At 43.0% G+C, this 25,851-nt stretch carries 26 protein-coding genes; 14 read left to right on the top strand and 12 right to left on the bottom strand.

Annotated features, from left to right (window positions below):
- Positions 1-51 precede the first annotated feature (51 nt).
- Positions 52-726, bottom strand: a complete 675-nt coding sequence (locus AAC155_RS18960) for a 7-cyano-7-deazaguanine/7-aminomethyl-7-deazaguanine transporter (RefSeq protein WP_113043720.1) — start codon at positions 724-726, stop codon at positions 52-54.
- Positions 727-912: 186 nt separating this feature from the next.
- Between AAC155_RS18960 and tusA the strand changes: the two genes are divergently transcribed.
- Positions 913-1,167, top strand: a complete 255-nt coding sequence (gene tusA, locus AAC155_RS18955; protein WP_113043719.1) for a sulfurtransferase TusA — start codon at positions 913-915, stop codon at positions 1,165-1,167.
- Positions 1,168-1,259: 92 nt separating this feature from the next.
- Here the strand turns inward: tusA and AAC155_RS18950 are convergent, their stop codons facing one another.
- From AAC155_RS18950 to rsmD, 5 genes are all read right to left on the bottom strand, one after another.
- The gene (locus AAC155_RS18950) at positions 1,260-1,439 is read right to left on the bottom strand and encodes a hypothetical protein (RefSeq protein WP_158536604.1); all 180 of its coding nucleotides are present in this window, start codon (positions 1,437-1,439) and stop codon (positions 1,260-1,262) included.
- Between the two features lie 6 nt (positions 1,440-1,445).
- The gene (locus tag AAC155_RS18945) at positions 1,446-3,731 is read right to left on the bottom strand and encodes a zinc/cadmium/mercury/lead-transporting ATPase (RefSeq protein ID WP_113043718.1); all 2,286 of its coding nucleotides are present in this window, start codon (positions 3,729-3,731) and stop codon (positions 1,446-1,448) included.
- A gap of 144 nt (positions 3,732-3,875) precedes the next feature.
- A complete protein-coding gene (locus tag AAC155_RS18940; RefSeq protein WP_113043717.1) occupies positions 3,876-4,502 on the bottom strand; it encodes a lysoplasmalogenase in 627 nt (208 codons plus the stop codon).
- A 388-nt stretch (positions 4,503-4,890) separates the two neighbouring features.
- Positions 4,891-5,172 (bottom strand): DUF1145 family protein, encoded by a 282-nt coding sequence (locus AAC155_RS18935; protein ID WP_112878263.1) that lies wholly within the window; start codon positions 5,170-5,172, stop codon positions 4,891-4,893.
- A gap of 23 nt (positions 5,173-5,195) precedes the next feature.
- On the bottom strand, positions 5,196-5,780 hold the full coding sequence (rsmD, locus tag AAC155_RS18930) for a 16S rRNA (guanine(966)-N(2))-methyltransferase (RefSeq protein WP_113043716.1): 585 nt from the start codon (positions 5,778-5,780) through the stop codon (positions 5,196-5,198).
- A gap of 158 nt (positions 5,781-5,938) precedes the next feature.
- Here rsmD and ftsY point away from each other — a divergent pair, with 158 nt between their 5' ends.
- The 5 genes from ftsY to AAC155_RS18905 all read left to right on the top strand — a co-directional run bounded on the left by ftsY (position 5,939) and on the right by AAC155_RS18905 (position 11,240).
- Positions 5,939-7,159 (top strand): signal recognition particle-docking protein FtsY, encoded by a 1,221-nt coding sequence (gene ftsY, locus AAC155_RS18925; RefSeq protein ID WP_113043715.1) that lies wholly within the window; start codon positions 5,939-5,941, stop codon positions 7,157-7,159.
- A 6-nt stretch (positions 7,160-7,165) separates the two neighbouring features.
- A complete protein-coding gene (gene ftsE / locus AAC155_RS18920) occupies positions 7,166-7,831 on the top strand; it encodes a cell division ATP-binding protein FtsE (protein ID WP_113043714.1) in 666 nt (221 codons plus the stop codon).
- The gene (ftsX, locus tag AAC155_RS18915) at positions 7,824-8,798 is read left to right on the top strand and encodes a permease-like cell division protein FtsX (protein ID WP_112878267.1); all 975 of its coding nucleotides are present in this window, start codon (positions 7,824-7,826) and stop codon (positions 8,796-8,798) included. The genes ftsE and ftsX overlap by 8 nt, the downstream gene beginning before the upstream one ends.
- A gap of 341 nt (positions 8,799-9,139) precedes the next feature.
- Entirely contained in the window at positions 9,140-9,997 is an 858-nt protein-coding gene (gene rpoH, locus AAC155_RS18910; RefSeq protein ID WP_113043713.1) for an RNA polymerase sigma factor RpoH, read from the top strand.
- A gap of 103 nt (positions 9,998-10,100) precedes the next feature.
- A complete protein-coding gene (locus AAC155_RS18905; protein WP_113043741.1) occupies positions 10,101-11,240 on the top strand; it encodes a glycerate kinase in 1,140 nt (379 codons plus the stop codon).
- On the opposite strand, the gene panM is transcribed toward AAC155_RS18905, so the two are convergent.
- Positions 11,228-11,626 (bottom strand): aspartate 1-decarboxylase autocleavage activator PanM, encoded by a 399-nt coding sequence (gene panM, locus AAC155_RS18900; protein WP_113043712.1) that lies wholly within the window; start codon positions 11,624-11,626, stop codon positions 11,228-11,230. The two genes, AAC155_RS18905 and panM, sit on opposite strands and share 13 nt — an antisense overlap.
- Before the next feature lie 395 nt (positions 11,627-12,021).
- Between panM and AAC155_RS18895 the strand changes: the two genes are divergently transcribed.
- From AAC155_RS18895 to AAC155_RS18865, 7 genes are all read left to right on the top strand, one after another.
- Positions 12,022-13,134 carry a branched-chain amino acid ABC transporter substrate-binding protein gene (locus AAC155_RS18895; RefSeq protein WP_113043711.1) on the top strand — a complete coding sequence of 371 codons (1,113 nt, stop codon included), beginning with the start codon at positions 12,022-12,024 and terminating at the stop codon, positions 13,132-13,134.
- 61 nt (positions 13,135-13,195) lie between these two features.
- A complete protein-coding gene (gene livH, locus AAC155_RS18890) occupies positions 13,196-14,122 on the top strand; it encodes a high-affinity branched-chain amino acid ABC transporter permease LivH (protein WP_113043710.1) in 927 nt (308 codons plus the stop codon).
- On the top strand, positions 14,119-15,396 hold the full coding sequence (locus tag AAC155_RS18885) for a high-affinity branched-chain amino acid ABC transporter permease LivM (RefSeq protein ID WP_113043709.1): 1,278 nt from the start codon (positions 14,119-14,121) through the stop codon (positions 15,394-15,396). The genes livH and AAC155_RS18885 overlap by 4 nt, the downstream gene beginning before the upstream one ends.
- Positions 15,393-16,166: a high-affinity branched-chain amino acid ABC transporter ATP-binding protein LivG gene (gene livG / locus AAC155_RS18880; protein WP_113043708.1), complete on the top strand. Its 774-nt coding sequence runs from the start codon at positions 15,393-15,395 to the stop codon at positions 16,164-16,166. Before AAC155_RS18885 ends, livG begins: the two co-directional genes overlap by 4 nt.
- 2 nt (positions 16,167-16,168) lie before the next feature.
- Positions 16,169-16,870 (top strand): high-affinity branched-chain amino acid ABC transporter ATP-binding protein LivF, encoded by a 702-nt coding sequence (gene livF / locus AAC155_RS18875; protein ID WP_113043707.1) that lies wholly within the window; start codon positions 16,169-16,171, stop codon positions 16,868-16,870.
- 1,074 nt (positions 16,871-17,944) lie between these two features.
- Positions 17,945-18,346: a hypothetical protein gene (locus tag AAC155_RS18870; RefSeq protein ID WP_113043706.1), complete on the top strand. Its 402-nt coding sequence runs from the start codon at positions 17,945-17,947 to the stop codon at positions 18,344-18,346.
- A 29-nt stretch (positions 18,347-18,375) separates the two neighbouring features.
- Entirely contained in the window at positions 18,376-19,635 is a 1,260-nt protein-coding gene (locus AAC155_RS18865; RefSeq protein WP_113043705.1) for an insecticidal delta-endotoxin Cry8Ea1 family protein, read from the top strand.
- Between the two features lie 428 nt (positions 19,636-20,063).
- Here the strand turns inward: AAC155_RS18865 and fis are convergent, their stop codons facing one another.
- From fis to AAC155_RS18840, 5 genes are all read right to left on the bottom strand, one after another.
- Complete coding sequence (gene fis / locus AAC155_RS18860; protein ID WP_010847912.1) at positions 20,064-20,360, bottom strand: DNA-binding transcriptional regulator Fis; 297 nt, start codon at positions 20,358-20,360, stop codon at positions 20,064-20,066.
- A gap of 25 nt (positions 20,361-20,385) precedes the next feature.
- Positions 20,386-21,351, bottom strand: a complete 966-nt coding sequence (dusB, locus tag AAC155_RS18855) for a tRNA dihydrouridine synthase DusB (RefSeq protein WP_113043704.1) — start codon at positions 21,349-21,351, stop codon at positions 20,386-20,388.
- Between the two features lie 283 nt (positions 21,352-21,634).
- On the bottom strand, positions 21,635-22,525 hold the full coding sequence (prmA, locus tag AAC155_RS18850) for a 50S ribosomal protein L11 methyltransferase (protein ID WP_113043703.1): 891 nt from the start codon (positions 22,523-22,525) through the stop codon (positions 21,635-21,637).
- 43 nt (positions 22,526-22,568) lie between these two features.
- A complete protein-coding gene (gene panF, locus AAC155_RS18845; protein WP_113043702.1) occupies positions 22,569-24,014 on the bottom strand; it encodes a sodium/pantothenate symporter in 1,446 nt (481 codons plus the stop codon).
- On the bottom strand, positions 24,004-24,246 hold the full coding sequence (locus AAC155_RS18840; protein WP_112879754.1) for a YhdT family protein: 243 nt from the start codon (positions 24,244-24,246) through the stop codon (positions 24,004-24,006). The genes panF and AAC155_RS18840 overlap by 11 nt, the downstream gene beginning before the upstream one ends.
- 688 nt (positions 24,247-24,934) lie before the next feature.
- Here AAC155_RS18840 and AAC155_RS18835 point away from each other — a divergent pair.
- Positions 24,935-25,744 carry an MFS transporter gene (locus AAC155_RS18835; protein ID WP_240002850.1) on the top strand — a complete coding sequence of 270 codons (810 nt, stop codon included), beginning with the start codon at positions 24,935-24,937 and terminating at the stop codon, positions 25,742-25,744.
- The last annotated feature ends 107 nt before the right edge of the window (positions 25,745-25,851 follow it).

Below are 25,851 nucleotides of genomic sequence, written 5' to 3'. Positions count from 1 at the left end.
CTTAATCAGGCGATCTGATTAAGAGACAGCTATCGGTTGGGTGTATAAAAATCAGCGAACTTGAATGTGGCTATTATTAATTTGATAGTTAAAGAAGTACTTGAGAATCAGGTTCAACAAAATGCCGTAAGCTGGCAAGAAAAAGATTAAATAAATTAATAGCTTAAAGCAGTAATCGACTAACCCAATCTCGATCCAGTTAGCGGCCATGAAAGCATCGGTACTGCGATAGAAAGCGATAGAGAAAAAGGCTAGGGTATCAAGTAAGTTGCCGAAGAACATCGCCGCTGCGGGAGCGACCCACCAATTGCGTCTCCGGCGCAGACGATTGAAGACGTATACATCCAATATCTGCCCAAGGAAGTAAGCCATAAAGCTGGCGCAGGCAATACGGGCAACAAAGAGATTGAATTCAAGTAGCGCGGTAAACTCTTGCCACTCTCCTTGGAAAAATAGGGCAGAAATTATATAAGAGATCAGCAATGCGGGGATCATAACGGTGGTAATGATCCGCCTTGCCAGTGGTGCGCCGTAGATACGAACCGTCAAATCTGTTGCAAGGAAAATAAATGGAAAAGTAAAGGCTCCCCAAGTGGTATGAAAACCGAAAATAGAGACGGGTAGCTGCACCAGATAATTACTGGAAATAATAATCAGAATGTGGAATAACGAAAGCCAAATTAAAGCGATAGCACGCTGTTGTGTAATCGTAGTTGATAAAAACATATTGTACCTTTTTGGAATATGGGGTGAGGGAACCCAATGAAAGATCTGCCGTTTTAACTGACGGCACCTCACATGATACGTCGGTTGTGCACGAATTCAAAATGCCGGTATGTAAAGTTAATTTTTGCTGGCTTTTTTATAATATAATTCGGTCTAATAGACTGACTGAAATTGTAGAGATAAGTTATGCCCGATGTGTTTACTCATCCAGACCAGACCCTTGATACACAAGGGCTTCGCTGTCCTGAACCAGTAATGATGGTGCGGAAAACTGTGCGTCATATGGAAGCAGGGCAGATGTTATTAATTCTTGCTGATGATCCGGCAACTACGCGTGATATTCCCAGTTTCTGCCATTTTATGGAGCATCAACTGATTGCGCAAGAAACGGAACAAATGCCTTACCGCTATCTGGTTCGGAAAAAAGAGAGTCAACTCTGAATTGAATATAACAGCCAAGTTGAGAAATGAACGCTTTTACTTTTTACCATGCCTTCGAACGTCAATGAGTTTTCACCACTGAATTTATCTTGCTATAGCACAGGATATGAGCTGGAAATAAGACTCATATCCTTAATATACCCGTTATCTTTCAAGCTGCCTCTTTGTTGGCTGCACTCACTCACCCCGGTCACATAGTTCGCTATGCTCCCGGGGATTCGCTCCCTTGCCGTCGCGATGCATCTTGAAATCCATAGGGTATAGCTAGGCAATTTTCGTTATTTCAGCTTAATCCTCAATAACCTTACTGCGTTTGCCGTCACAAGAGCGGTTGCGCCAGAATCCGCCAGTACTGCCATCCACAAGCCTGTAATACCCAATAGGCTAGTGATAAGGAAGATCCCTTTTAGCCCCAAGGCAATAGCAATGTTTTGACGGATATTATTGTGCGTTGCGCGGGAAAGGGTGATGATTTCCGACAAACCTGTCAGACGGTTGTGAGTCAATGCTGCATCTGCGGTTTCCAGAGCGACATCGGTACCGCTTCCCATCGCTACACCGATACTGGAAGCTTTCATTGCGGGTGCGTCATTGATGCCGTCACCGACCATCATTGTGCTGTGATCTTTATTCAATGCAATGACCGCTTTGACTTTATCTTCTGGCATTAACCCGGCGCGGAAATCTATCCCTAACTGACCGGCAATTGCAGTTGCTGCACGTGGGTTATCCCCTGTCAACATCACCGATTTAATACCTTGATCTTTCAGTAAACGGATAGCATCAATTGCATCTTGACGTAACGTATCTTGCATCGCGATAAGGCCAGCAAATTGTTCATCATGCATCACGGCAACAACGGTTTTACCGCAATCTTCTAACTGAACAATTTTTTGTTTCCAATGCTCAGATAACGTGTTTGCTGGCAGTTTTCCGGGCGCACTGACGAGAATACGTTTACCGTCCAACTGACCTTCAACACCAACACCCGCCAGCGCTTTACGGTGTTCAGCTTCGGTAATACTAACGTTTTTACTTTCTGCATATTGCAAAATGGCTTTAGCCAGTGGGTGGTGGGAGCCGCTTTCTACTGCGGAAGCTAAAGTTAATAACTGAGATTCGCTGATGTTTTCTGCTGGTTGTATATCTGTGACTTGTGGTTTACCGGCGGTCAGCGTACCGGTTTTATCAAAAGCGATAGTGGTGATTAGTCCCAGTTGTTCCAGTGCCGCACCACCTTTAATCAAGGCACCTCGGCGGGTTGCTGCTGCAAGGGCAGAGGTAATTGCGGCGGGTGTGGAAATCACTAAAGCACAAGGGCAACCGATCAGTAGCAAAGTAAGACCACGGTAGATCCATGTGTCCCAAGGTTGGCTGAATACAGTAGGTGGAATGATGATAACCAACGCAGAAAACAGCATAATCAGCGGAGTGTAAATCCGGCTAAAACGGTCAATGAAACGCTCAATCGGTGCGCGGCGTTCTTCGGCTTCTTCAATCAGTTGCAGAATACGGTCAATGGCATTGTTGCCCTGTTCGGACAGCACTTTCATTTGGACTGCACGATCCACGGATAAACAACCTGCCGGAACTTTTTCTCCTTGCATTCGTTCAACCGGAATAGATTCGCCTGTCAGTGCACTTTCATCAAAGCTAGCGAATGAATTGAGTAATTCGGCATCAGTGGGTAAACGTCCGCCTGGAGCAATCTCGATGATATCGCCAGGGCGAAGGTCTGAAACTGGGACAGTTCTTTTTTCACCATTTTTTATCAGTAGAGCCTCTTCCGGCACCAGTGCCATCAATGCGCTAACCCCTCGACGAGCACGGCCGGCAGCATAAGCTTCCAGCATTTCACCCAGCATAAACAGCAGTAGTACCATTGCTGCTTCAGCGGTGGCGTCAATAAACAGTGCGCCAATGGCGGCAACACTCATCAATGTTTCAATGGCGAATGGCGTGCCTGATCGTATGAGCTGCCAGGCTTTGGTGACAATAGGTACCAATCCAATCACGGTGGTGATGATAAAGGCAATACGGCCAAATGAGGGATTGATGTGAGAGATTCCCCAACTTATCAGCATCATCAGTGAAAGAGTGATGATTGGGGCAAATTCTTTCCAGCGGCTGCTTTTTTCTGCTTTCTGACTTGAATCGGAATTGCGTAGAGTAAATCCAGCCTGATTAACGGCTTGAATAACGGCTGAACGTATATCGGTATCCGCATCCACAACTAGTTTTTCTGTTGCGAATAGAACCTTGGCTTGTTTCACTTCTGGAATTTTGCTAACCGCGGTTTCAATTTTACGGGCACAACTTGGACAATCCATACCATTAACCACCCAACTGAAACGTTGGTTTGCCAAAAGCGCAGGTGCTTGTGTCTCTTGTGTATCATGGGAAGGGTGATGCTTATGTGAGCAAGCCTTACCATGTTCATGTTCATGATGATGTAAATGTTCACTAACTTGTTTAGCCTGATCTGAACAAGTAGTCGTCGCGCAACAGCTTCCATGCTGGTGGTTATGTTGATGAGCACTATTTTTGTTTGAATTTGAGTACATGGACTCCCCCTGAATAGAGTTAACTCAAAGATAATGATTAAACTCTACACTTTGGAGCCTACTCCAGAGTCAATAAAAAGAAAAAATAAAGTTGTCAAATTGTACGACTGAGTGCTGATATCTATTTTCAACTTAATCTTTTTATTAAAGATAAATAGAACGAATAATCAGAAAATGGCCGATAAAATAACAGGTTGCTACAATCGCCTTAGAAGATTTGAACTGGAAACGGTAATGGTTAATCAACCAGACACTATGTGACAGTAACAACAAGATAGTGCCTGCTAACAGGGAGAAACCATACGCTGTATTAAGGGAGAAATATTGTTCACCTGCCATCCACACCATTATCAGGAGCATGACAATTGAGGCAACGACTAGCCAGCGCATTTCCTCCAGTTTATTCCAAATAACCAGCAGAATAACGGAGCCCAGAACCAGTAAAATTAATGGCAGCGGGAAGAAGAAACTGAAATTCATCTGCATTACAAAGCTTATCGTGTAGAGCAGATAACAGAGGAATAATGTGCTTAGGGAGAGTAGTGAATACTTACTGGGGAGCATGCGCAGAGCATCTGATATTAAAGCAGTGAATAACCCAAGACAGATTAAATAACCTGAAATATGCAGCTCAGGCGCTTGCCATGCCCACAATAACAACAATAGCAGAGTGACTGGCCTGAATAGCCATCTTTGCCAGTTTGGACCACGGTAAGCTGCATCAACATACAACCAACCAGAAAGAAATACTGCAATAAATGGCCAGCTCATCTTTGTTCCTTAAATAAGTAATGGATAAGGGTTCTACTCTTTTACTATCAAAATATAGACTTAAATAATAGAGATTGGTTTAAGTATCTGTGCGGAAATAGGCAATAAATTAAGAAATGATTTATCTGTTCAGCAAAGAAAGCAGGCAATAAGTTGTGTTGAGACAGAATTCTGAACGCCCTCCTCATAACCGGAAAGAGGAATGAAATGAATCATTCCTCACATAATTGTATATCCTATGGATTTCAAGATGCATCGCGACGGCCAAGGAGTGAATCCCCGGGAGCATAGGTAACTATGTGACCGGGGTGAGCGAGTGCAGCCAACAAAGAGGCAACTTGAAAGATGACGGGTATATATACTTTCCGGGTGTTGGGGCGTGTGTCTACTATTTGAGGTGATGGCTTTTCTCTTTCCGTTGTTTTTTCTGCATTGACAGTAGTTCAAAAACACCAAAAAAGAAGATCTTGGTTTGCATCAGGCTAGAGAGTTTTTGGTCTTTGGGCTGACTGGTTTTCAGAAGCAGCATTTGAAATGCATGCATGACCACCATGAAAATCATGGCGACATCCATAAAATACTTCAATGGTTTTGGAAATGGATGGATCAGGTTAAAGATCAGAAATCCCCAAACGCAGATCATTAACAGTTTGCCCAATTGAATAAACATCAGTGTATACTCCAAAGTAAGCGTTATGCAGGTAAGTAACGGATATAGAGCCGGTATGCGACTTGTCCGGCGACTTTTTCACGATGAAGTTGCCAGTTAACAGGCACATCAATCGCCATTGATTCAGATTCAGCCTCAACATAAATCCAGCTTTCATCTGCCAGCCAATTTTGCTCTTCCAACAATTTTATAGTTTCGCTAAGCATTCCTTTACGAAAAGGAGGATCAAGGAAAACGACATCGTAGGGTTTTCCTGATTGGGATAAATAGGTTAATGCACTGTCGTTAATGACCTCGGCGTTTTGGGTACTGAGCAGATCCAAATTCGCGGAAAGCTGTTTGGCTATATTACGTTCATATTCAATTAGGGTAACTTGGGCTGCATAACGAGAAAGCGCTTCTAATCCAAGTGCTCCGCTTCCTGCATAGCAATCCAAGCAGTGTGCTTCCTGAATAACTGGGGCTAGCCAGTTAAATAGCGTCTCTCTGACACGATCTGTCGTTGGACGTAATCCAGGGCTATCCGGTACAGGTAATTTTCGGCCTCGCCATTTTCCGCCAATAATGCGGATTTGTCCCATCGATTGCCGTTGTGATTTCTTTGCCATAATTTGCGTAACAGTTGTTAAGACTTACAGGCATTAATTTACCATGAAATTCATGATTGATATGTGTTGAGCTATTACGAAAATGTTAGACTGTTTCTAATTTCGTTATTATTCCTTGTTGTAACGCCATGATTTAACCTTGAGGAGAGCAGTGGCTAATGGCAAAAGAGAAAAAAAGAGGCTTTTTCTCCTGGTTCGGGCGTGGCCGTCAGGAAGAGCAGCAAAAAGAAGAACAATTGGCGGCGGAGCAGGCGGAACAGCAACGTCTTGCCGAGGAAGCTGCAAGGTTGGCGGCGGAGCAGGCGGAACAACAGCGTCTTGCCGAGGAAGCCGCAAGATTGGCGGCGGAGCAGGCGGAACAACAGCGTCTTGCCGAGGAAGCCGCAAGGTTGGCGGCAGAGCAGGTACAAACTGAACAGACAGAGCTAGTTATATCAAAAGAGCAAGAGCGTCCGACTAAAGAGGGCTTTTTCTCTCGCCTGAAACGCAGTTTGGTTAAAACTCGTCAGAATTTAGGGTCCGGTTTTCTTAGTCTATTCAGTGGCAAAAAGATCGATGATGACCTATTTGATGAATTGGAAGAGCAGTTATTGATTGCTGATGTTGGTGTCGATACTACCCGTAAAATCATTAGCAGTTTGACAACACATGCCAGCCGTAAAGAGCTAAAAGACGCAGAAGCGTTGTATGCCAAACTGAAAGAAGAGATGTCTGGTATTCTGACTAAAGTGAATAAACCCTTGGACATTGAAGGAAAAACGCCGTACGTCATTCTGATGGTTGGTGTTAATGGTGTTGGAAAAACCACGACAATTGGTAAATTGGCGCGTCAATTTCAGGCACAAGGTAAATCTGTCATGCTGGCAGCCGGAGATACTTTCCGTGCAGCCGCCGTTGAACAGTTACAGGTGTGGGGGGAACGTAACCATATTCCGGTAGTGGCGCAACATACTGGCGCTGATCCCGCTTCTGTGATTTTCGATGCTATTCAGTCAGCTAAAGCCAAAGGTGTCGATGTCCTGATTGCAGATACCGCAGGTCGTTTGCAAAATAAATCTCATCTGATGGAAGAATTGAAGAAGATTGTCCGAGTGATGAAAAAACTGGACGAAAATGCTCCACATGAAATTATGCTGACATTGGATGCCAGTACCGGTCAGAATGCGATAAATCAGGCTAAACTATTCCATGAAGCTGTTGGGTTGACAGGCATCTCATTGACAAAACTGGATGGTACTGCCAAAGGTGGAGTAATTTTCGCCATTGCTGATCAGTTTGAAATTCCTATTCGTTATATTGGGGTTGGTGAAGGAATTGAAGATCTACGGCCATTTAAGGCAGACGACTTTATAGAGGCACTTTTTGCCCGAGAGGATTAATTACCTATGATTCGCTTTGAACAGGTCAGTAAAGCTTATCTGGGGGGACGGCAAGCCCTGCAAGGGGTGGATTTTCATTTGCGCCCTGCGGAAATGGCATTTCTAATCGGTCACTCAGGGGCAGGTAAAAGTACCTTGCTGAAACTTATCTGTGGCATTGAGCGGCCTAGTGCCGGACATATCTGGTTTGCCGGTCATGATATCAGCCGGTTAAAAAGCCGTGAGGTACCTTTTCTACGTCGTCAGATTGGTATGATTTTCCAAGATCATCATCTGCTGTTGGGTCGGACGGTATACGATAATGTGGCAATGCCACTGATTATTTCAGGTGCAAGTTCTGAAGATATCCGTCGTCGGACTTCCGCTGCTTTGGATAAGGTTGGTCTGCTGGACAAAGCGAAAAATTTCCCAATTCAACTTTCAGGGGGAGAACAACAACGAGTTGGCATTGCTCGTGCGGTTGTGAATAAGCCGACTGTTTTGTTGGCGGATGAACCTACCGGTAATCTGGATGGTGAGTTGTCAGAGGGTATTTTACGACTGTTTGAAGAATTTAATCGGGTTGGGGTGACAGTGCTGATAGCGACCCATGATATGGCACTGATTGAAAGACGGAAATATCGTATTCTGACTCTGAGCCAAGGCCGTATGGCGGGAGAGCATCATGGTTAAAAATGTGCGTAAGGCAGCGGGGAAAGTAACAAGATCGAAAAGTAAAGTTTTACAAGGAGGATGGCGTGAGCAGTGGCGCTATGCTTGGATGAATACGTTGACAGATATGTCGCGTCAGCCGTTGGCAACTTTGTTGACCGTGATGGTGATTGCTATCTCCCTGACATTACCAAGTGTTTGTTACATTGTGTGGAAGAATGTCAGCCAGGCTGCGGAGACATGGTATCCCTCCCCTCAACTGACGGTATATCTCGATAAATCACTGGATGATAGCAGTGCTCAGAAATTAATAAGTGAGCTGAAAGCACTTGATGGTGTGGATAATGTCAACTATCTCTCACGTCAGGAAGCAATGACAGAATTCCGCGCCTGGTCTGGCTTTGGTAGCGCACTGGATATGCTGGAAGAGAATCCGTTGCCCGCGGTGGCTATTATCACACCGAAAATCGATTTTCAGAGTTCACAGACGCTGACCACGCTGCGTGATAGAGTTTCTCAGGTTAAAGGTATTGAAGAAGTTCGGATGGATGATAGCTGGTTTGCTCGTCTGGCGGCGCTGACAGGTCTTATCGGTCAGATTGTGACAGTAATCGGTATTCTGATGATCGTTGCGCTGTTTTTGGTCATCGGTAATAGTGTGCGTCTCAGCATCTTCAGTCATCGTGATACGATTAACGTGATGAAGCTTATTGGTGCAACGGATGGCTTTATTTTGCGCCCGTTCCTCAATGGTGGTGCTTTGTTAGGGGCTTTGGGGGCAATTTTATCGTTAATTTTGTCTGCGCTGTTGGTGTGGAAACTTTCTGATGTTGTCACACAGGTTGCCAGTGTATTTGGCACGACATTTAATTTACATGGGCTTTCATGGGATGAGTCCCTGCTGCTAGTTTTGCTCTCCGCAATGATTGGTTGGGTCGCTGCTTGGTTGGCGACAACTCAGCATTTGCGTCATTTTACGCCAGAATAAAACGGTAATTTTCGATTTTCTTCTGTGTAGAATTAATTAAAAAGGTGCTTGTACTCTCCCGGTGAACCTGGCGGGCGCTTTTGTGAAATGGGATTAATATTTGTCGGGGATAGTACAAATAAAGGTAGTTGCATAAATATAAAACTATCTGTTATTTTTTGTTCTGTGGACCCATTATCGGGATGGTCGGTACTGAAATTATTACTCTTCCACGGATCTGTAACTTGAATATGCACATTCTGGTGATAGACTGTACCGCTGTATGTTGAACGTAGGTTCTCATATACACTGATGTAATCTAATCCATACTAACGATTTGAGCCTTATTTGAGAGGATTTGAATGGCCAAAGAAATGCAAACCTTAGCGTTAGTTCCTCAAGGAAGTCTAGAGGGCTATATCCGTGCCTCTAATATTTATCCAATGCTGACAGCAGAGGAAGAGAAGGAACTGGCTGAAAGGCTGCATTACCAGGGAGATCTGGATGCAGCTAAGAAGCTGATTCTGTCTCATCTGCGCTTCGTTGTTCATGTCGCTCGTAGCTATGCTGGTTATGGGCTACCTCAGGCGGATTTAATTCAGGAAGGGAATATTGGCCTGATGAAAGCAGTACGTCGTTTTAACCCGGAAGTAGGGGTGCGTCTGGTTTCTTTTGCCGTCCACTGGATTAAAGCTGAAATCCATGAATATGTACTGCGTAACTGGCGTATTGTTAAAGTTGCAACAACTAAAGCACAGCGTAAGCTGTTCTTTAACCTGCGTAAAACTAAACAGCGCTTAGGGTGGTTCAATCAGGACGAAGTAGAAATGGTCGCCAAAGAACTTGGTGTGACCAGTAAAGATGTGCGTGAGATGGAATCTCGTATGTCAGCGCAGGATATGGCGTTTGATATGTCTGCCGATGATGATAGTCAGGAAGGTCAACCGGTTGCGCCAGTGCTGTATCTTCAGGATAAAGCATCTGATTTTGCAGACGGCATTGAAGAGGACAATTGGGAAAACCATGCGGCTGATAAATTATCGGTAGCGATGGAAAGTTTAGACGAGCGCAGTCAGGATATTATCCGTTGCCGCTGGTTAGATGATGACAATAAATCTACCCTGCAAGAACTGGCGGATAAGTATGGTGTTTCTGCGGAGCGTGTACGTCAGCTTGAAAAAAATGCCATGAAAAAATTGCGTGTAGCCATTGAGGCATAAATAGAGTGATTTTGCGTTAATGCATTCGCAATGAATAAATTAAAAAGGCGATAATGGTTTATCGCCTTTTTTGTTTTATTTTTCATTGTTGTCATCTAATCCTATGAAAATTGTTATTGCGCCTGACTCATTTAAAGAAAGTCTCAGTGCCTTACAGGCCGCTGAAGCGATAGAGCAAGGATTTCGGGAAATCTATCCACAAGCAGAATACATTAAATTGCCGATGGCTGATGGCGGTGAAGGTACGGTTGAATCGATGGTTGCAGCCACCAATGGGAGAGTTGTACACCTGTCGGTTACTGGTCCGTTAAATCAGCCGGTGGATAGCTTTTTCGGCGTGCTAGGTGATGGAGAAACCGCTGTTATTGAAATCGCGGCGGCTTCTGGCTTACATCTGGTGCCGATGGAAAAGCGTAATCCGCTGATAACCACGACTTATGGTACCGGCGAGCTGATGTTGGCTGCTTTGGATCAAGGTGTCAGAAAGATAATTTTAGGCATTGGTGGTAGCGCGACTAATGATGGCGGTGCCGGTATGATGCAGGCGTTGGGGGCTTGTTTGCTTGATTCTGATGGTAAAGCGTTGGAAGCTGGCGGGGCTGCGCTAAGTCGGCTCGCTAAAATCGATCTTTCTGGTTTGGACGTTCGTTTGAGTCGGACTGAAATTATCGTTGCCTGTGATGTGACTAACCCATTATGCGGCGAGTTTGGTGCATCTGCTATTTTCGGGCCACAGAAAGGAGCGACACCAGAGATGGTGAAAGAGTTGGATGCAGCCTTGCGCCATTATGGTGAGAAAATTGAGTTACTGACCGGCATTAAGGTCATTGACGTACCGGGTGCAGGAGCAGCAGGGGGAATGGGCGTTCCTTTACTTGGTTGGTTGGACGCTAAATTGCAACCGGGAATTGATATTGTTATCTCCACGCTGGAATTGGAAAAGGCAGTACAAGGCGCTGATCTGGTTATTACTGGTGAAGGCCGAATGGACAGCCAGACTATTTACGGTAAAACACCGATTGGTGTTGCTCGTATCGCCAAAAAGTATGCTATTTCAACCATTGCATTAGTTGGCAGTATAAGTCAGAACTATAGCATCGTTCATGAGCACGGATTGGATGCCGTTTTCTCAATTATGCCCGGCGTTTGTTCTCTTTCTGACGCTCTTGCTTGCGGGCATGAGAATTTGAGGGTGACTGCCCGCAATGTGGCTGCGGTCTGGAAAATGGGTCAGCTAGAATAAGAATTTGATTTGGGATCGTAGTAAAAACCACAGGCACTCATAAAACCTTTTAATGCTGGTTCGTTAGCATCGGAGAACCCTTCAAGGCTTAACTTCCACTGGTTAATGGTGGGATGCTGAGCTTTTATTTCATTTATCAGATATAAACCCACTCCCCGGCGGCGTGTTATTTCACGGACACATAAATCTTTAAGCAGGCCGGATTGATCACTGAAAGTCACTTTTACTGCGGCCAGTAATCTATCATTAAAACGAGCAGCGAACAGTTTATTTCCGTTTTTTAGATGGATTTGCCACTGTTCAGGTATTTGCTGAGGCCAGATTTTTTTCAGATCAATCATATCTTGTGCGGACAAAACAGTAAGTTGTTCAATAGTTAGCTTCATGGTTTTTCCATATCAATTTTAGTTGCATAGATCGATAGAGTGGAGTGTCGCGTAACCGCTTTTATACGTTACTGGAAAAATGTTTTTAACATGATCGATATTTCGAGTTAAAGATTGCTTTACTAATATTTAACCAGAATATCACACTATGTTTTGTCTAAATTCCAATCAACTTTGGCGGTATTTTATGCTGTAATTAATGCTTTTATCTACCTTGTTAATTTGATTTTAAGCATGAAATGCTATTTTAATAGCATGAAAAATAAAATCTTATTCATAAAAATTACTTTATCTAATCAGCGATCACAAAAGATCACGGTTATCCCATTAGATAATCGGAGATCTAAAAGGTAAACACAATAAATTAGACCAATAACGACACGGGGATAAATAAAATGAAAGTCATAACAGGTAAAAACCTATTAGCCGGCTGTATTGTCATGATGATGAGTTACTCACTGTGGGCACAAGAGATCAACGTGGCGATTGTGGGGGCAATGTCTGGTCCAGTTGCGCAATATGGTGATATGGAATTTACTGGCGCACGTCAGGCGATTGCAGATATCAATGCTAATGGTGGTATTAATGGTAATAAGCTGGTGGGGGTTGAATATGATGATGCGTGTGACCCGAAACAGGCTGTCGCTGTCGCGAATAAAGTGATTAATGACAACATTCGCTATGTTATCGGCCATTTATGCTCTTCCTCTACTCAACCGGCATCTGACATCTATGAAGATGAAGGTGTCATTATGATTACACCAGCAGCAACCAATGCCGATCTGACAACTCGTGGTTACCAAATGATTATGCGTACTACCGGGCTGGATTCTGATCAGGGACCAACGGCAGCGAAATATATTGCTGAAAAGATTAAACCTCAGCGTATAGCTATTGTTCATGATAAACAGCAATACGGTGAAGGGTTGGCTCGATCTGTTCTCGATAAATTGAAAAAAGCGGGAGCCAATATTGTCTTGTTTGAAGGCGTTACTGCTGGTGACAAAGACTTTTCGGCTCTGGTTGCCCGCCTGAAAAAAGAGAATGTGGATTTTGTCTATTTTGGTGGCTACTACCCTGAAATGGGGCAAATTCTGCGTCAAGCTAAACAGGCTGGTCTGAATATTCGTTTTATGGGACCGGAAGGTGTAGGTAACTCCTCGCTATCTAATATCGCCGGAGTTGCTTCTGAAGGAATGTTAGTCACCCTCCCTAAGCGTTACGATCAGGTACCGGTGAACAAAGCTATTGTTGAGGCGATCAAAGGTAAGAAAGGTGATCCGACAGGTCCGTTCGTCTGGACAACCTATGCTGCTCTGCAATCTCTGGCTGCGGCAATGAACCGTACCGGTAGTATGGAACCGATTGATTTGGTGAAAGACCTGAAAGCGAATCCAGTAGATACCGTAATGGGAACACTAAGCTGGAATGCCGTTGGCGATCTAAAAGGGTTCGAATTTGGTATTTTTGAATGGCATGCAGATGGTTCTTCTACTTCTGTGAAGTAAAGTCATCAGAACAGTCGTCAGCTTCTGTTTGTCAGGAGCTGTTATTCCAGAGGTACAAGGTATGTCAGAGCAATTTCTCTATTTTTTACAACAGATGTTAAATGGAGTGACTCTGGGTAGTACTTATGCATTGATTGCCATTGGTTATACGATGGTTTATGGCATTATCGGGATGATTAACTTCGCTCATGGTGAAGTTTACATGATTGGTAGCTATGTCTCCTTTATTGTGATTGCGGCTCTGATCATGATGGGCGTTGATTTGGGCTGGTTGCTGATTACTGCGGCTTTTTTAACATCAATTGTCATTGCTGCTGCTTATGGTTGGAGTATTGAGCGAGTGGCTTACAGGCCAGTTCGTCATTCCAAACGCTTGATTGCGCTGATTTCGGCGATTGGGATGTCTATTTTCTTGCAAAACTATGTCAGTCTGTCACAAAGTTCTCGCGATCTGGCATTGCCTAGCCTGATTACCGGGCAGTGGGTATTAGGCGAAAGTGATGGATTTTCTGCCAGTATTAGCGCAATGCAACTGACCATCTGGATAGTGACATTTCTTACCATGCTGATATTGACAGTATTCATTCGCTACTCCCGTATGGGACGTGCCTGCCGTGCTTGTGCGGAAGATCTGAAAATGGCCAGTTTGTTGGGGATCAATACTAACCGAATGATTTCCTTAACCTTTGTTATCGGTGCAGTTATGGCTGCAATAGCCGGTGTTTTGTTGGGGCAGTTCTACGGTGTAATAAATCCGTATATCGGTTTTATGGCAGGCATGAAAGCTTTCACCGCAGCAGTATTGGGAGGAATTGGCAGTATTCCAGGGGCGATGATTGGTGGCTTGATTTTGGGAATTTCTGAAGCCTTAACTTCTGCTTACTTGAGCACAGAATATAAAGATGCCGTTTCTTTTGCTCTGCTCATTGTTGTGCTGTTGTTTATGCCGACTGGAATCTTAGGCCGTCCAGAGGTAGAAAAGGTATGAAACATGCTAATTGGGTGAATGCCATTATCGCCTCAGTCGCTTTATTTGTGTTGTCTGCCTTTATGATGGGGATGCAGTTGTCGCTGGAGGGTACGAAGTTGGTCGTCCATCGTGCCGATGAAGTGCGATGGTTATGGATTGGTATTGGCTGTGCGGTTGTTTTTCTGTTCCAGCTATTGCGTCCGGTTGTTCAGCAGATAATGAAGAAAGTACCGATTAAAAGCTGGTCGTTGCCGGATTTCGATGGCTCAACCAAAGGACAAAAGTTACTGGCAATATTGGTCATTATTACTGCAATTTTCTGGCCGTTTATTGTCTCCCGTGGTAGTGTTGATATTGCTACACTGACGTTAATTTATGTCATGCTAGGGTTGGGTTTGAATGTCGTGGTTGGTTTGTCGGGGTTGCTGGTGCTTGGGTATGCAGGTTTTTATGCTATCGGTGCTTATACCTACGCTTTGCTAAGTCACTATTACGGATTAGGGTTTTGGCAGAGTTTGCCGCTGGCGGGGTTAACGGCTGCTTTATCGGGGTTGTTGTTGGGCTTTCCGGTATTGCGATTGCGAGGTGACTATCTGGCAATTGTTACGCTTGGTTTTGGTGAAATTGTTCGCATTCTACTGTTGAATAATACTGAAATAACCGGTGGCCCGAATGGTATCAGCCAGATCCCAAAACCGACTTTCTTCGGGCTGGAATTTAACCGAAGTGTGAAAGAGGGTGGTTGGGATACTTTCCACAATTTCTTTGGCTTGAAATACGATCCCAGTGATCGGGTCATCTTCCTTTATCTGGTGGCGTTACTGTTGGTAATACTGACAGTATTTATTATTAATCGACTACTGCGTATGCCATTAGGTCGCGCATGGGAAGCGCTGCGTGAAGATGAGATTGCTTGCCGCTCTCTTGGCCTGAGTCCAACCCGTATTAAACTGGCTGCGTTTACTATCAGTGCGGCATTTGCCGGTTTTGCGGGTACTTTATTTGCTGCCCGGCAGGGTTTCGTCAGCCCAGAGTCCTTCACTTTTTCTGAATCTGCTTTTGTGCTGGCGATTGTGGTACTCGGAGGGATGGGCTCACAGACTGCGGTGATTCTAGCCGCCATTTTGTTGGTGGTTTCCCGTGAGATGATGCGTGATCTGAATGCCTATAGTATGTTGCTGCTAGGGGCAATGATGGTATTGATGATGGTTTGGCGTCCGCAAGGGTTGCTACCGACAAAACGCCGTCATGTCAAATTGGAACGACAGGTACAGGGAGGAAAGCAAGCATGAGTACAACACCATTATTGCAAGTTTCCGATCTGACCATGCGCTTCGGTGGCTTGCTGGCGGTTAATAACGTTGCCCTGAGGCTAAATCAGGGTGAAATTGTTTCTCTTATTGGCCCTAATGGAGCAGGGAAAACCACGATCTTTAATTGTCTGACAGGATTTTACTGTCCGACAAGCGGTACGATAAAGCTGCGGGAAAAACATCTGGAAGGGTTATCTGGGCAGGCTATTGCTCGTATGGGTGTTATCAGAACATTCCAGCATGTGCGGTTATTCCGAGAGATGACGGTGATTGAGAATCTATTAGTGGCGCAGCATCAGCATCTTAAAAGGGGCCTTTTTGCCGGCCTTTTTAAAACGCCGGCATTCCGCCGGGCAGAATCTAAGGCCGTAGATTGGGCCATAACTTGGTTAGAACGGATTGGTTTATTACCACTGGCAAACAGACAGGCAGGTAATCTGGCATACGGTCAGCAACGGCGTTTGGAGATTGCTCGCTGCATGGTGGTTCGCCCGGAAATTTTGATGCTGGATGAACCTGCTGCGGGTCTGAATCCGAAAGAGACAGAAGAGCTTAATGCTTTAATTGCTGAACTAAGGGAACATCATCAAGTTTCTGTATTGCTGATTGAGCATGATATGAAATTGGTGATGGGAATTTCAGATCGTATCTATGTTGTTAATCAGGGAATGTCTTTGGCGCAAGGGAGGCCAGAAGAGATTCGTAACAACCCGGATGTTATCCGGGCATATCTGGGCGAGGTGTATTAATTATGTTGGAATTTAAGCGGGTATCCGCCCACTATGGGGAAGTTCAGGTGTTGCATCAGGTTAGCCTGAATATTCAGCAGGGAGAAATTGTCACTCTGATTGGTGCAAATGGCGCAGGAAAAACAACATTGCTCAGCACCTTATGTAGTGAACCCAGAGCAACTGAAGGTTCCATTATTTTTCGTGGTCAGGATATCACCCAATGGTCGACATCTCGTATTATGCGTGAGGACATCGCGATTGTTCCTGAAGGTCGCAGAGTGTTTGCTCGTATGACAGTGGAAGAGAATTTGGCAATGGGCGGCTTTTTTGCTGATAAGACTCAGTATCAGCGGCGCATTGAGCGGGTTTATGATTTATTTCCGCGTTTACAGGAAAGACGTAACCAGCGGGCTGGAACGATGTCCGGTGGTGAACAGCAAATGTTGGCAATTGGCCGCGCTTTAATGAGCCAGCCACAATTATTGTTGCTGGATGAGCCTTCATTGGGACTGGCACCGATAGTTATCATTCAGATTTTCGATACTATACAGCAGTTGAGGGAAGAGGGGATGACAATCTTTTTAGTTGAACAGAATGCAAATCAGGCATTGAAATTGGCTGACCGAGGATATGTATTGGAAAACGGTAAGATCGTACTAGAAGACAGCGGGTCTGCATTATTGGTTAATGAAGCTGTGAGAAATGCGTATTTGGGAGGATAGAGGCGTATTCTTTTTCACAGGAAGGGAATTAAGATGGTTGATTATCCTCGTAGTACTGGGAAGGTTGTTTTTCCCAAGGTGAGGATGCCATTAATAACGCTTTAAGTCTGGTATTATCTGGGGGCGCGGCAACGAGTGTGGTTTCAAATGCTTTGAAATCTGCCCTTATTTTTTTCTGTGTTTTTTCGTCATATTTTAAGCGATATATACCCCATGGATTTCAAGATGGATCGCGACGGCAAGGGAGCGAATCCCAGGGAGCATAGGTAACTATGTGACCGGGGTGAGTGAGTGCAGCCAACAAAGAGGCAACTTGAAAGATAACGGATATAGTTTATTGGTGGAGTAATGGAAGGTTAATTAATTGTATTCAGCATATTTGAATAGCTAAAATCTACAGTCAAAATTATTTTGTTATTATGAAGTTGATTTATTTATTATCATTTTAACATTGCGAGTGAATTTGTGAATTATTACAGTCACTGTATAAAGGTGAAATTGGAAAATAAAAATAGAATCATATAGTACTATAGCAACCAATATTCATATTATTAATCTCAGGTGAATAACGTAATGCCAATAATTCCCATTTTAATATTTTTGTATGTGTTGTTTATATCTCATATAATTTTATTAACTCTTAAATAATAGTGATTTCATTGAAGAGGGGCATTGACATGAACTTTATCTCTGCTATAGTTTTTATATTATTGTGATTTTTTTAGATATGTCTCATTAATAACTTACTTATAATATGGATATATTAATATTCTGATGAGTTATTGTGGTATGTAAAGTCCACGTAATATATTGGGGAATTAATTTTCAAAGGTAATATACCCTATGGATTTCAAGATGGATCGCGACGGCAAGGGAGTGAATCCCTGGGAGCATAGGTAACTATGTGACCGGGGGGAGCGAGTGCAGCCAACAAAGAGGCAATTTGAAAGATGACGGGTATAGTAGTTCTATGATAGTTAAAGAGTATCTTTAATTAAGTGGTAATGCTGTTTTTGAAAATATTTATATGCAAGTTGAGTATATTTTATTTAAATTTTAATGAGGAAAATAAATATGTCTAGAATAACCATTGTTGTTGATTCAGATGATCAGAAAGCAGAATTTTATTCTAATTCTCCTGTTCCAGTATATAAAGATTTAAATGCAGTTGGTCCTTTGAGTGATGTGACTATATCACCTCATGCCAGTGTGGAAGTGTTTAGAATAGATACACCAGTAATTCCAGAATCCAGAAGCTCTCTGAGAGTTGTAAATACAGGGCTATCAAATAGTGTTACGGCTAAATTTTACTGGTCTCATAGTTTTACCTCTGAATGGTTTGAGTCTGGTTCTATAGATGTAGGATTAGGAGAAGAGAAGGTGTTAAACGTGCCTAGCAACTCTTTTTATTATAGTAAATTTGTTATCTATAATAACACGGACAAAGTTGCTTATGTGACGGCAAATTTGGTTTAAGCATCTTATTTTAATTGAAGGGTTCCATTATGCATACAGAAAATGTTTTAGACATAAGAACCATTGTGGCTAATGAATATGCTGTAAAAACGAGTGCATTAGAGTGGGATGTTACTGATATTGTAAAAAATGCAATCATAGGGGGAATATCCTTTATCCCTTCGGTTGGTCCCGCTATATCTTTTTTAGTCGGTTTATTCTGGCCTCAATCGAAAGAAAATATATGGGAAGGGATTGTCAAACAAATTGAAAGGATGATAGAGGAGTCTGCGTTAAAGACGATTAAAGGTATCCTTGCTGGTGATATTGCATATATACAAGAACGAATGGCAACCGTTGCTGATCTTCTTGATAAGCATCCAGGATCAGAAGAAGCGAGGAGTGCTTTTAATAACCTGGCAGAAAATATAGATGGCTATCACAAAAAGTTTAGTAATTTTTCGGATGATGTTAATTATCAGATATTACCCATGTTTTCTACTACGGTTATGATGCAGATAACATATTGGGTTGCTGGTTTAGAGAGAAAAGATGAAATTGGGCTTAGTAATATTGATGTTGAAAAAGTCCGAGGATTAATTAAAAAGACGGTAGAACAGGCTAATAGTTATATTAACAATATATATGATAGAGAGCTTAATGATGCTCTTAATAACTCGACGGCTGACACTGTTGCAAATAATGTTATGTCTGTTCATGGTCACTGTCGTTTACATGGGATTGAATATATCAGTATTTGGGATAAATTAAGTGAAGCTGAGTCGGTAAATAATAAAATCTATGTTGATGTTTTAAGTTATTCTACTTTCTTTGACCGTCAAACAGCAAAAGCCAGAATTCAGGCATTGACTCCAGAGAAAGATATGACTCCACCTCTCAAACCGGCTCTTAATGGAGGAAAAAGAAGAAAGATAGATTCGTTAACGGGACATATTGTGCGTATTGGAGGGGCTGCGAGGGTAGGAGGGCTGACAGTTGTATTTGATGATGGTAATCGCCATCAATTAGGTACAATATCTGGTGAGACGTCATCTATTTCTCTGAATGGTAGTCGAATTACCAGTTTGGAAGTATGGGGAAATGGTGCTGTTGATCAAGCGGTCTTTACTTTAAATGATGGTCGTTCATTGTCATTGGGCTCGCCTGGAACATCTCGATATAGGAAGTTTTATGTTGGTGAAAGCCACTATATTGCAGGGATATATTTGTCCAGTGATTACAACCCATTAGCTGGTCAGGCAGCAAATATTGCTGTATCTTATCAGTTGATAAATGATGATGAAAAATAATAGCTTTTAACAAGGTATATTTATGTACGTAGAATGTTATTAGCTATCTTCTTTATTTGATGCAATTGCCGACGTCTATGTTCATATGGTGGATAGTTCTTTTGATGAATAGCTATTTTGATGTTGGCAATTTTTGTATATTATCTCAATAACGACTTACCTCAATAACGACGTTCCCTATAAGCAGACATATATTCTCTTGGGGATCGATCGGTCATTTTCTTGAAAAAGATGGTGAAATCGCTACCACGCACAAGGGAAAGCGTTAGATTCTAAGTTATATTTTATCAATATAGCCTCATGCAATGGCTAAAGAGCATTGCAATGCTGTTATTCCAGTAGCATCAATCCTCTACCGGTGAATTTGGCAAAAAAGGCACTTTACCAAGAGGTACAGCGCCTTTTTTAATGAACTAACGGTTAATTAATTAGTTCATGCCATATTTTTTCAATTTCTTACGCAGTGTGCCACGGTTGATGCCCATCATCAGGGCAGCGCGCGTTTGGTTGCCACGGGTGTATTGCATCACCATGTCCAACAATGGCTGTTCCACTTCAGCCAATACCAACTCATACAGATCATTAACATCTTGACCGTTTAATTGAGCAAAATAGTTCTTCAGTGCTTGTTTAACTGAATCACGTAAAGGTTTTTGGGTTACCTGATCTTGTGAATTTACAGTAGCAACGGTTAGTACGTCAGAATTTACGCGTTGTTCGAACATAGTTCTGTCAGCTCTTTTCTTTATATTACGCAAAATTTTCGAAATATGCCCCCAACACCTCCAGCTGTTCGCTGGCATCCTCTATGGTGTTGAATGTGCGCCGGAACTGGTCATCAGGAGCATGTTCCCGGAGATACCAGGATACATGCTTACGTGCTATACGGGCTCCTTTGCTTGGACCATAAAAGTCGTGCAATTCCTGTATATGCTCGTTCATTAAATGCTGCACTTCGCCAATCGGCATCGGTGACAGCAGTTCTCCTGTTGCCAGATAGTGCTGGATTTCCCGGAAGATCCAGGGTCTTCCCTGAGCAGCGCGGCCTATCATCAGGGCATCAGCCCCGGTGTATTCAAGCACTGCTCTGGCCTTAAGCGGGTCAGTAATGTCACCATTGGCAATAACCGGGATGGCAACAGTCTGCTTAGCTGTCCGAATATTGTCGTACTCTGCCTCTCCGTTAAACAAACAGGCACGAGTCCTGCCGTGGATCGTCAGAGCTTGGATACCACAATGCTCGGCCAATTGGGCAATCTTTACACAGTTTCGTTCTTCTGGCGACCATCCAGTGCGGATTTTCAGCGTAACAGGAACATCTACTGCGTTTACAACGGCAGAAAGAATTTTTTCCACCAATTCAGGGTAACGTAGTAAAGCCGAACCTGCTAGCTTACGATTCACTTTCTTGGCTGGACACCCCATGTTGATATCAATGATCTGAGCACCATTAGCGACGTTGATCTTCGCTGCCGCTGCCATTTCATTGGGATCACTGCCAGCAATTTGCACGGAACGAATTCCCGGTTCGTCACTGTGAACCATACGTAGCCGGGATTTGTCTGTCTTCCAGACCTGTGGGTTGGAAGAAAGCATTTCCGATACTGTCATACCTGCACCCATTTTGTAACATAGTGACCGAAACGGGCGGTCAGTTATGCCAGCCATTGGGGCCGCAATAAGACAGTTTTTCAGCTGGTATTGTCCGATACGCATAGACGAAGAAAGAGTGGCCATACTGTGACTGCAAGGGCGCGTATATTACGCATTTTTCGCAAAATATGAAAGGCCAAACTTTGAGCAAATCGTCATTTGTCACAACTTTTTTCCAGCTTCTCTTCTGTGGTAAATATAATTATTCATAAATAACATGGTGTTATATGTTATTGGTAAAGTTTATCACTTAGGATTTTTCTACCAGCAAGTTTGCTGACAGCACGGATTATCATCAATAAGCGATCAAAATTTGCACTTGAAATTATAACAAAATAAAATAATTCTAATTTGTTGTTATTTTTACCCCAGATATCCGGCACCATTCTTCCTGTTCCGCAACAGGATCGATTACAAATTTATCTGTATAAGCCTGAATAACACTTTCTGCTTGGTTCGTTAAAATGCCCGATAGACCTAACAGGCCACCCGGTTTTGGTAATGCACCAATTACAGGGGCGAGTTCACGTAGAGGGCCTGCCAAAATATTAGCAATTACTACATCAGATTCAAGATCAGTTGGTGCATCTTTCGCCAAATATAGCGTTAAACGCTCCAGAACGCCATTACGTTCTGCGTTGTCTCGGCTGGCCTGAATAGCTTGTGGGTCGATATCTATGCCAATAGCGTGCGTTGCACCGAGCTTTAGCGCAGCAATTGCGAGTATGCCGGAGCCGCAACCAAAATCGATAACCGTTTTACCTTCCAGATTGAGTCTGTCTAGCCATTGCAGGCATAACGATGTAGTTGGGTGAGTACCTGTACCAAAAGCCAGTCCAGGGTCTAGCATAACGTTGACAGCATCTGGATCAGGGATGTCGCGCCAGCTTGGACAGATCCATAAGCGGTTGCCAAAACGCATTGGGTGGAAGTTATCCATCCATTCACGTTCCCAGTCTTTGTCTTCCAACTGCTCAATTTTATGAATAAATCCTTCACCCAACTGAGGAACTTGTTCGAGTTGGCTGATAACTGCTTTCATATCCGTTTCAGCATCATAAAGCCCGATGACATCTGTATCTCCCCATAAACGAGTCTCGCCTGGTAAGGGTTCGAATACGGGATTATCGTGGCTATCTTGAAAGGTGACTGATACTGCTCCATTTTCCATTAGAGTATCTCCAAGGGATTCAGCGAGCTGTCCTGTAGTATTTAATCGAAGTTGTATCCAAGGCATAAAAAATTTTCCTTAATTGAAAAAATAGGGTAAAGAAACCGACTTAGTGTGGTCTGGCCGCTTTTAGCGGTAATCGCTGACTGATGGTATTGCCCATCCAGAAAGTTAGCAGGCTGAGTAGCAGCGATGGCACGATCGGATGGAAGCCCAATAGATGGATATTGAAACTCGCGAGCAGAGTGTAGCTTGTTGCCCCTGTAATCATCGAACTGACAGCGCCATAGGCATTGGCTTTTTCCCAATACAGGCCCAGTACTAATGGCCAGAGGAATACGGCCTGTAAGCCACCGAAGGCCAATAGATTCAGCCAGATAATCATCTCGGGTGGGTGCCAGGCGGCTAAAAGTAGCAACAAACCAAGAATCAGGGTAGAAAAACTGGAAATTCGGGCGAGTCTTTTTTCCTGTACGATTTGTTGTGGAAACAGGTTTAGGTAGAGATCTTTGACGATTGTTGCAGAAGATTGCAGCAGTTGTGCATTAATTGTGGACATAATGGCGGCCATCGGTGCGGCTAGAAAAATTCCAGCAGCGAATGGTGGCAATACAGTGATCATCAATGTTGGGATCACCTGATCGGGAATGGTCAGATCAGGAATAATGGCTCGACCAATTGCGCCTGCTAGGTGCATACCAAACATGAGGATCGTCATGACGATGGTTCCGATGATGATCCCACGGTGAACAGCTTTGCTATCGCGGTAGGAGATGCAACGAACGGCAGTATGAGGTAATCCAATTACCCCAAAACAGACCAGTATCCAGAACGATGCCATGAAAGGTCCGCTAAGGATATGGCCTGCGCCTTGTGGGGAAACCAGCTCAGGATTAATTGTTCGTAATGTGGCGACCGCCTCTGACAGACCTCCTGCCTTATAGATAATCGCCACCAGCAGTAGAACAGTGCCTAGCAACATTACCAGCCCTTGTAGGGCATCATTGAGAACACTCGCTCTGAACCCCCCAAATGCGGTATAGAGAGCGATAGAGATACCGAAAATCATTAATCCAGTGCCATAAGGGATACCCGCAGCAGTTTCCAGCAGGCGTGCGCCGCCAATAAACTGAACGGTCATCGCGCCAATAAAAGCGACTAAAAGACTTAGGCTGGCAAACCAAACCAGAAAACGACTGCCATAACGGGCATATAACATGTCATTAAGGGTGACGGCATTATAGCGACGGGCAAGAATGGCAAATTTTTTACCTAACACACTCAGGGAAAGCCATATTGCTGGCAACTGAATCAGCGATAGTAATACCCATCCCAAACCATATTTATAGGCTGCTCCTGGCCCGCCGATGAATGAGCTGGCACTGATATAGGTGGCAGTAATGGTCATTGCCAATACAAAGCCGCCCATTGAACGGTTGCCAAGGAAATACTCAGTCAGGAAGGTGCCTTTCTGGTGGCGTCGATAAGCGTAAACTGACAGGAGAAATACCAATGCAAGATAGCCAAGCAGAGGTAAGATAACTTCACTTTGCATTCTCATCCTCCAGCGGGACTTCTTTGAAAATAAACTTCACCATTAACCAGCAGAGGATAATGAATACAACTGGTAGTAACAAACATGCCATTTCAAACCAGCGAGGTAAGCCGGTGACACCGGGAGCATCACTGGGTAAATAGGCTGTCAATAGCCAGCCAATAAGATAAGCAAGCGTTAGGAACACGGCCCAAAGTGCTTCTTTATGGGATTGAACAAATCGTCTGTCCATTCGTTCTTCCGGTAATAAAATAAGATGGGAAGGGAAGGATTGTACGGCAAGATGCGAATTCATTCAGGAAATATTTAAGCAGCGCAGAGTCAACGTCTTCAAAGGTATTGACGTTAACTACGGCATAATCGCGACCGTTAATTTGACTGATGACAACAGGCACTACTCCGCACTGACGAATGATGTCCAGACAGCATTGTGCTTGGTACAAAAAGGGCAAGTACATGTTCGTGCTGGAATCTCAAAATGATTTTTTTAGTATTATATGTTGTGTTTTGTATTTTTTTTATTCATTTTTGAACTTAAATTCTATGTTTTTTTGTTTGCTAAAAGTGATGTTAGTGTTACTATTTTTTTAATTAATATTTACATGAATTTATTTTTGTAAAAGTTAATTCTTAAAGAAGTTGTGTAAAAGTATCTCAATATTTGGAGGGGGTATTTATAGAGTAAAAAATTATTAATCTAAAGCGTAAATGGGATTTAATTTTCATGTTGTTATGAAAATCTTTCAATTCTTGCAGCACAAGGTGATATGCAAATTAATTTGTTACCTTTTCACATGCAAGATCTTGATCTTTTCATTAAATAAGTGATTGTATGCATTTAATATAAATTTAATTGGCGCGTGGTTTTTATACATAATTTATTCTGGGATAATGTTTATTATATTGATTGGTTATGGTCCATGAAAAATAAATCTTTATTATTTATCGTTTTAATGGCTTTTCTTTCTATGGGGGGGCTGGTTTCATCGGATATATTCCTACCCGCTTTGAGTAAAATGGGAAACTATTATCACGTTAGCGAATCTAGTATACAAAGTACAATAACTATATTTCTATTTGGTATAGCCTTTTCTCAACTTATTTATGGACCATTAAGTGATTGTTTAGGAAGAAAAACGGTTCTTATTTCTGGGATGATTATATGGTTGATTTCAACAATCGGTATTTTTTACAGTACGCATATTAGTGAGTTACTATTATTGCGTTTATTCCAGGGAATAGGCGCTTGTGCTGGTATTACATTAAGTCGTGCCATTATTAGTGATCTGATGGAGAAAGAAGAGGCAGCCAATTTGTATCTGATTATTTTCCCTTTTGTGGGAATGTCACCCGCTATCGCACCAATGATCGGCGGTATGTTAAGTGAATATTATGGCTGGAAATCCTGTTTTTTATTTCTTATTTTATTTATAACAGTCACGCTTATATTGTGCTTGCTAGTTCTGAAAGAATCACTACCAATAAATAAACGCAAAAAATTAAGTATTAAAAATGTATTGGTTAGTACTTACCAAGTGATAATAAATAAAGAGTTTCTTTACTATGCAGCAATACCTTGCTTCGCTTATACGGCATATTTTTCTTATTTGATTGAATCTCCATTTATTCTTACAGCTATGGGATTACCAGAAAAATATGTTGGTTACACCTATATAATGCTCTCTTTAAGTTATGTGTTGGGTAATCTTACAGGGCAACCGCATGAATGATTAAATATCACTCACATTAGCAAAACCCGCCTGTAATACTCGCTCCAAAAATTGGGTTTTCATCCATATTCGTCTACGCTTCGCTTTAATGCTTAATTGACTCGTTT

The organism is Photorhabdus sp. HUG-39 (genome assembly GCF_963878365.1).
Taxonomy (GTDB): domain Bacteria; phylum Pseudomonadota; class Gammaproteobacteria; order Enterobacterales; family Enterobacteriaceae; genus Photorhabdus; species Photorhabdus kayaii.
The sequence above is the reverse complement of the archived record's forward strand: the minus strand, read 5'-3'. Positions and strand labels throughout refer to the sequence as shown.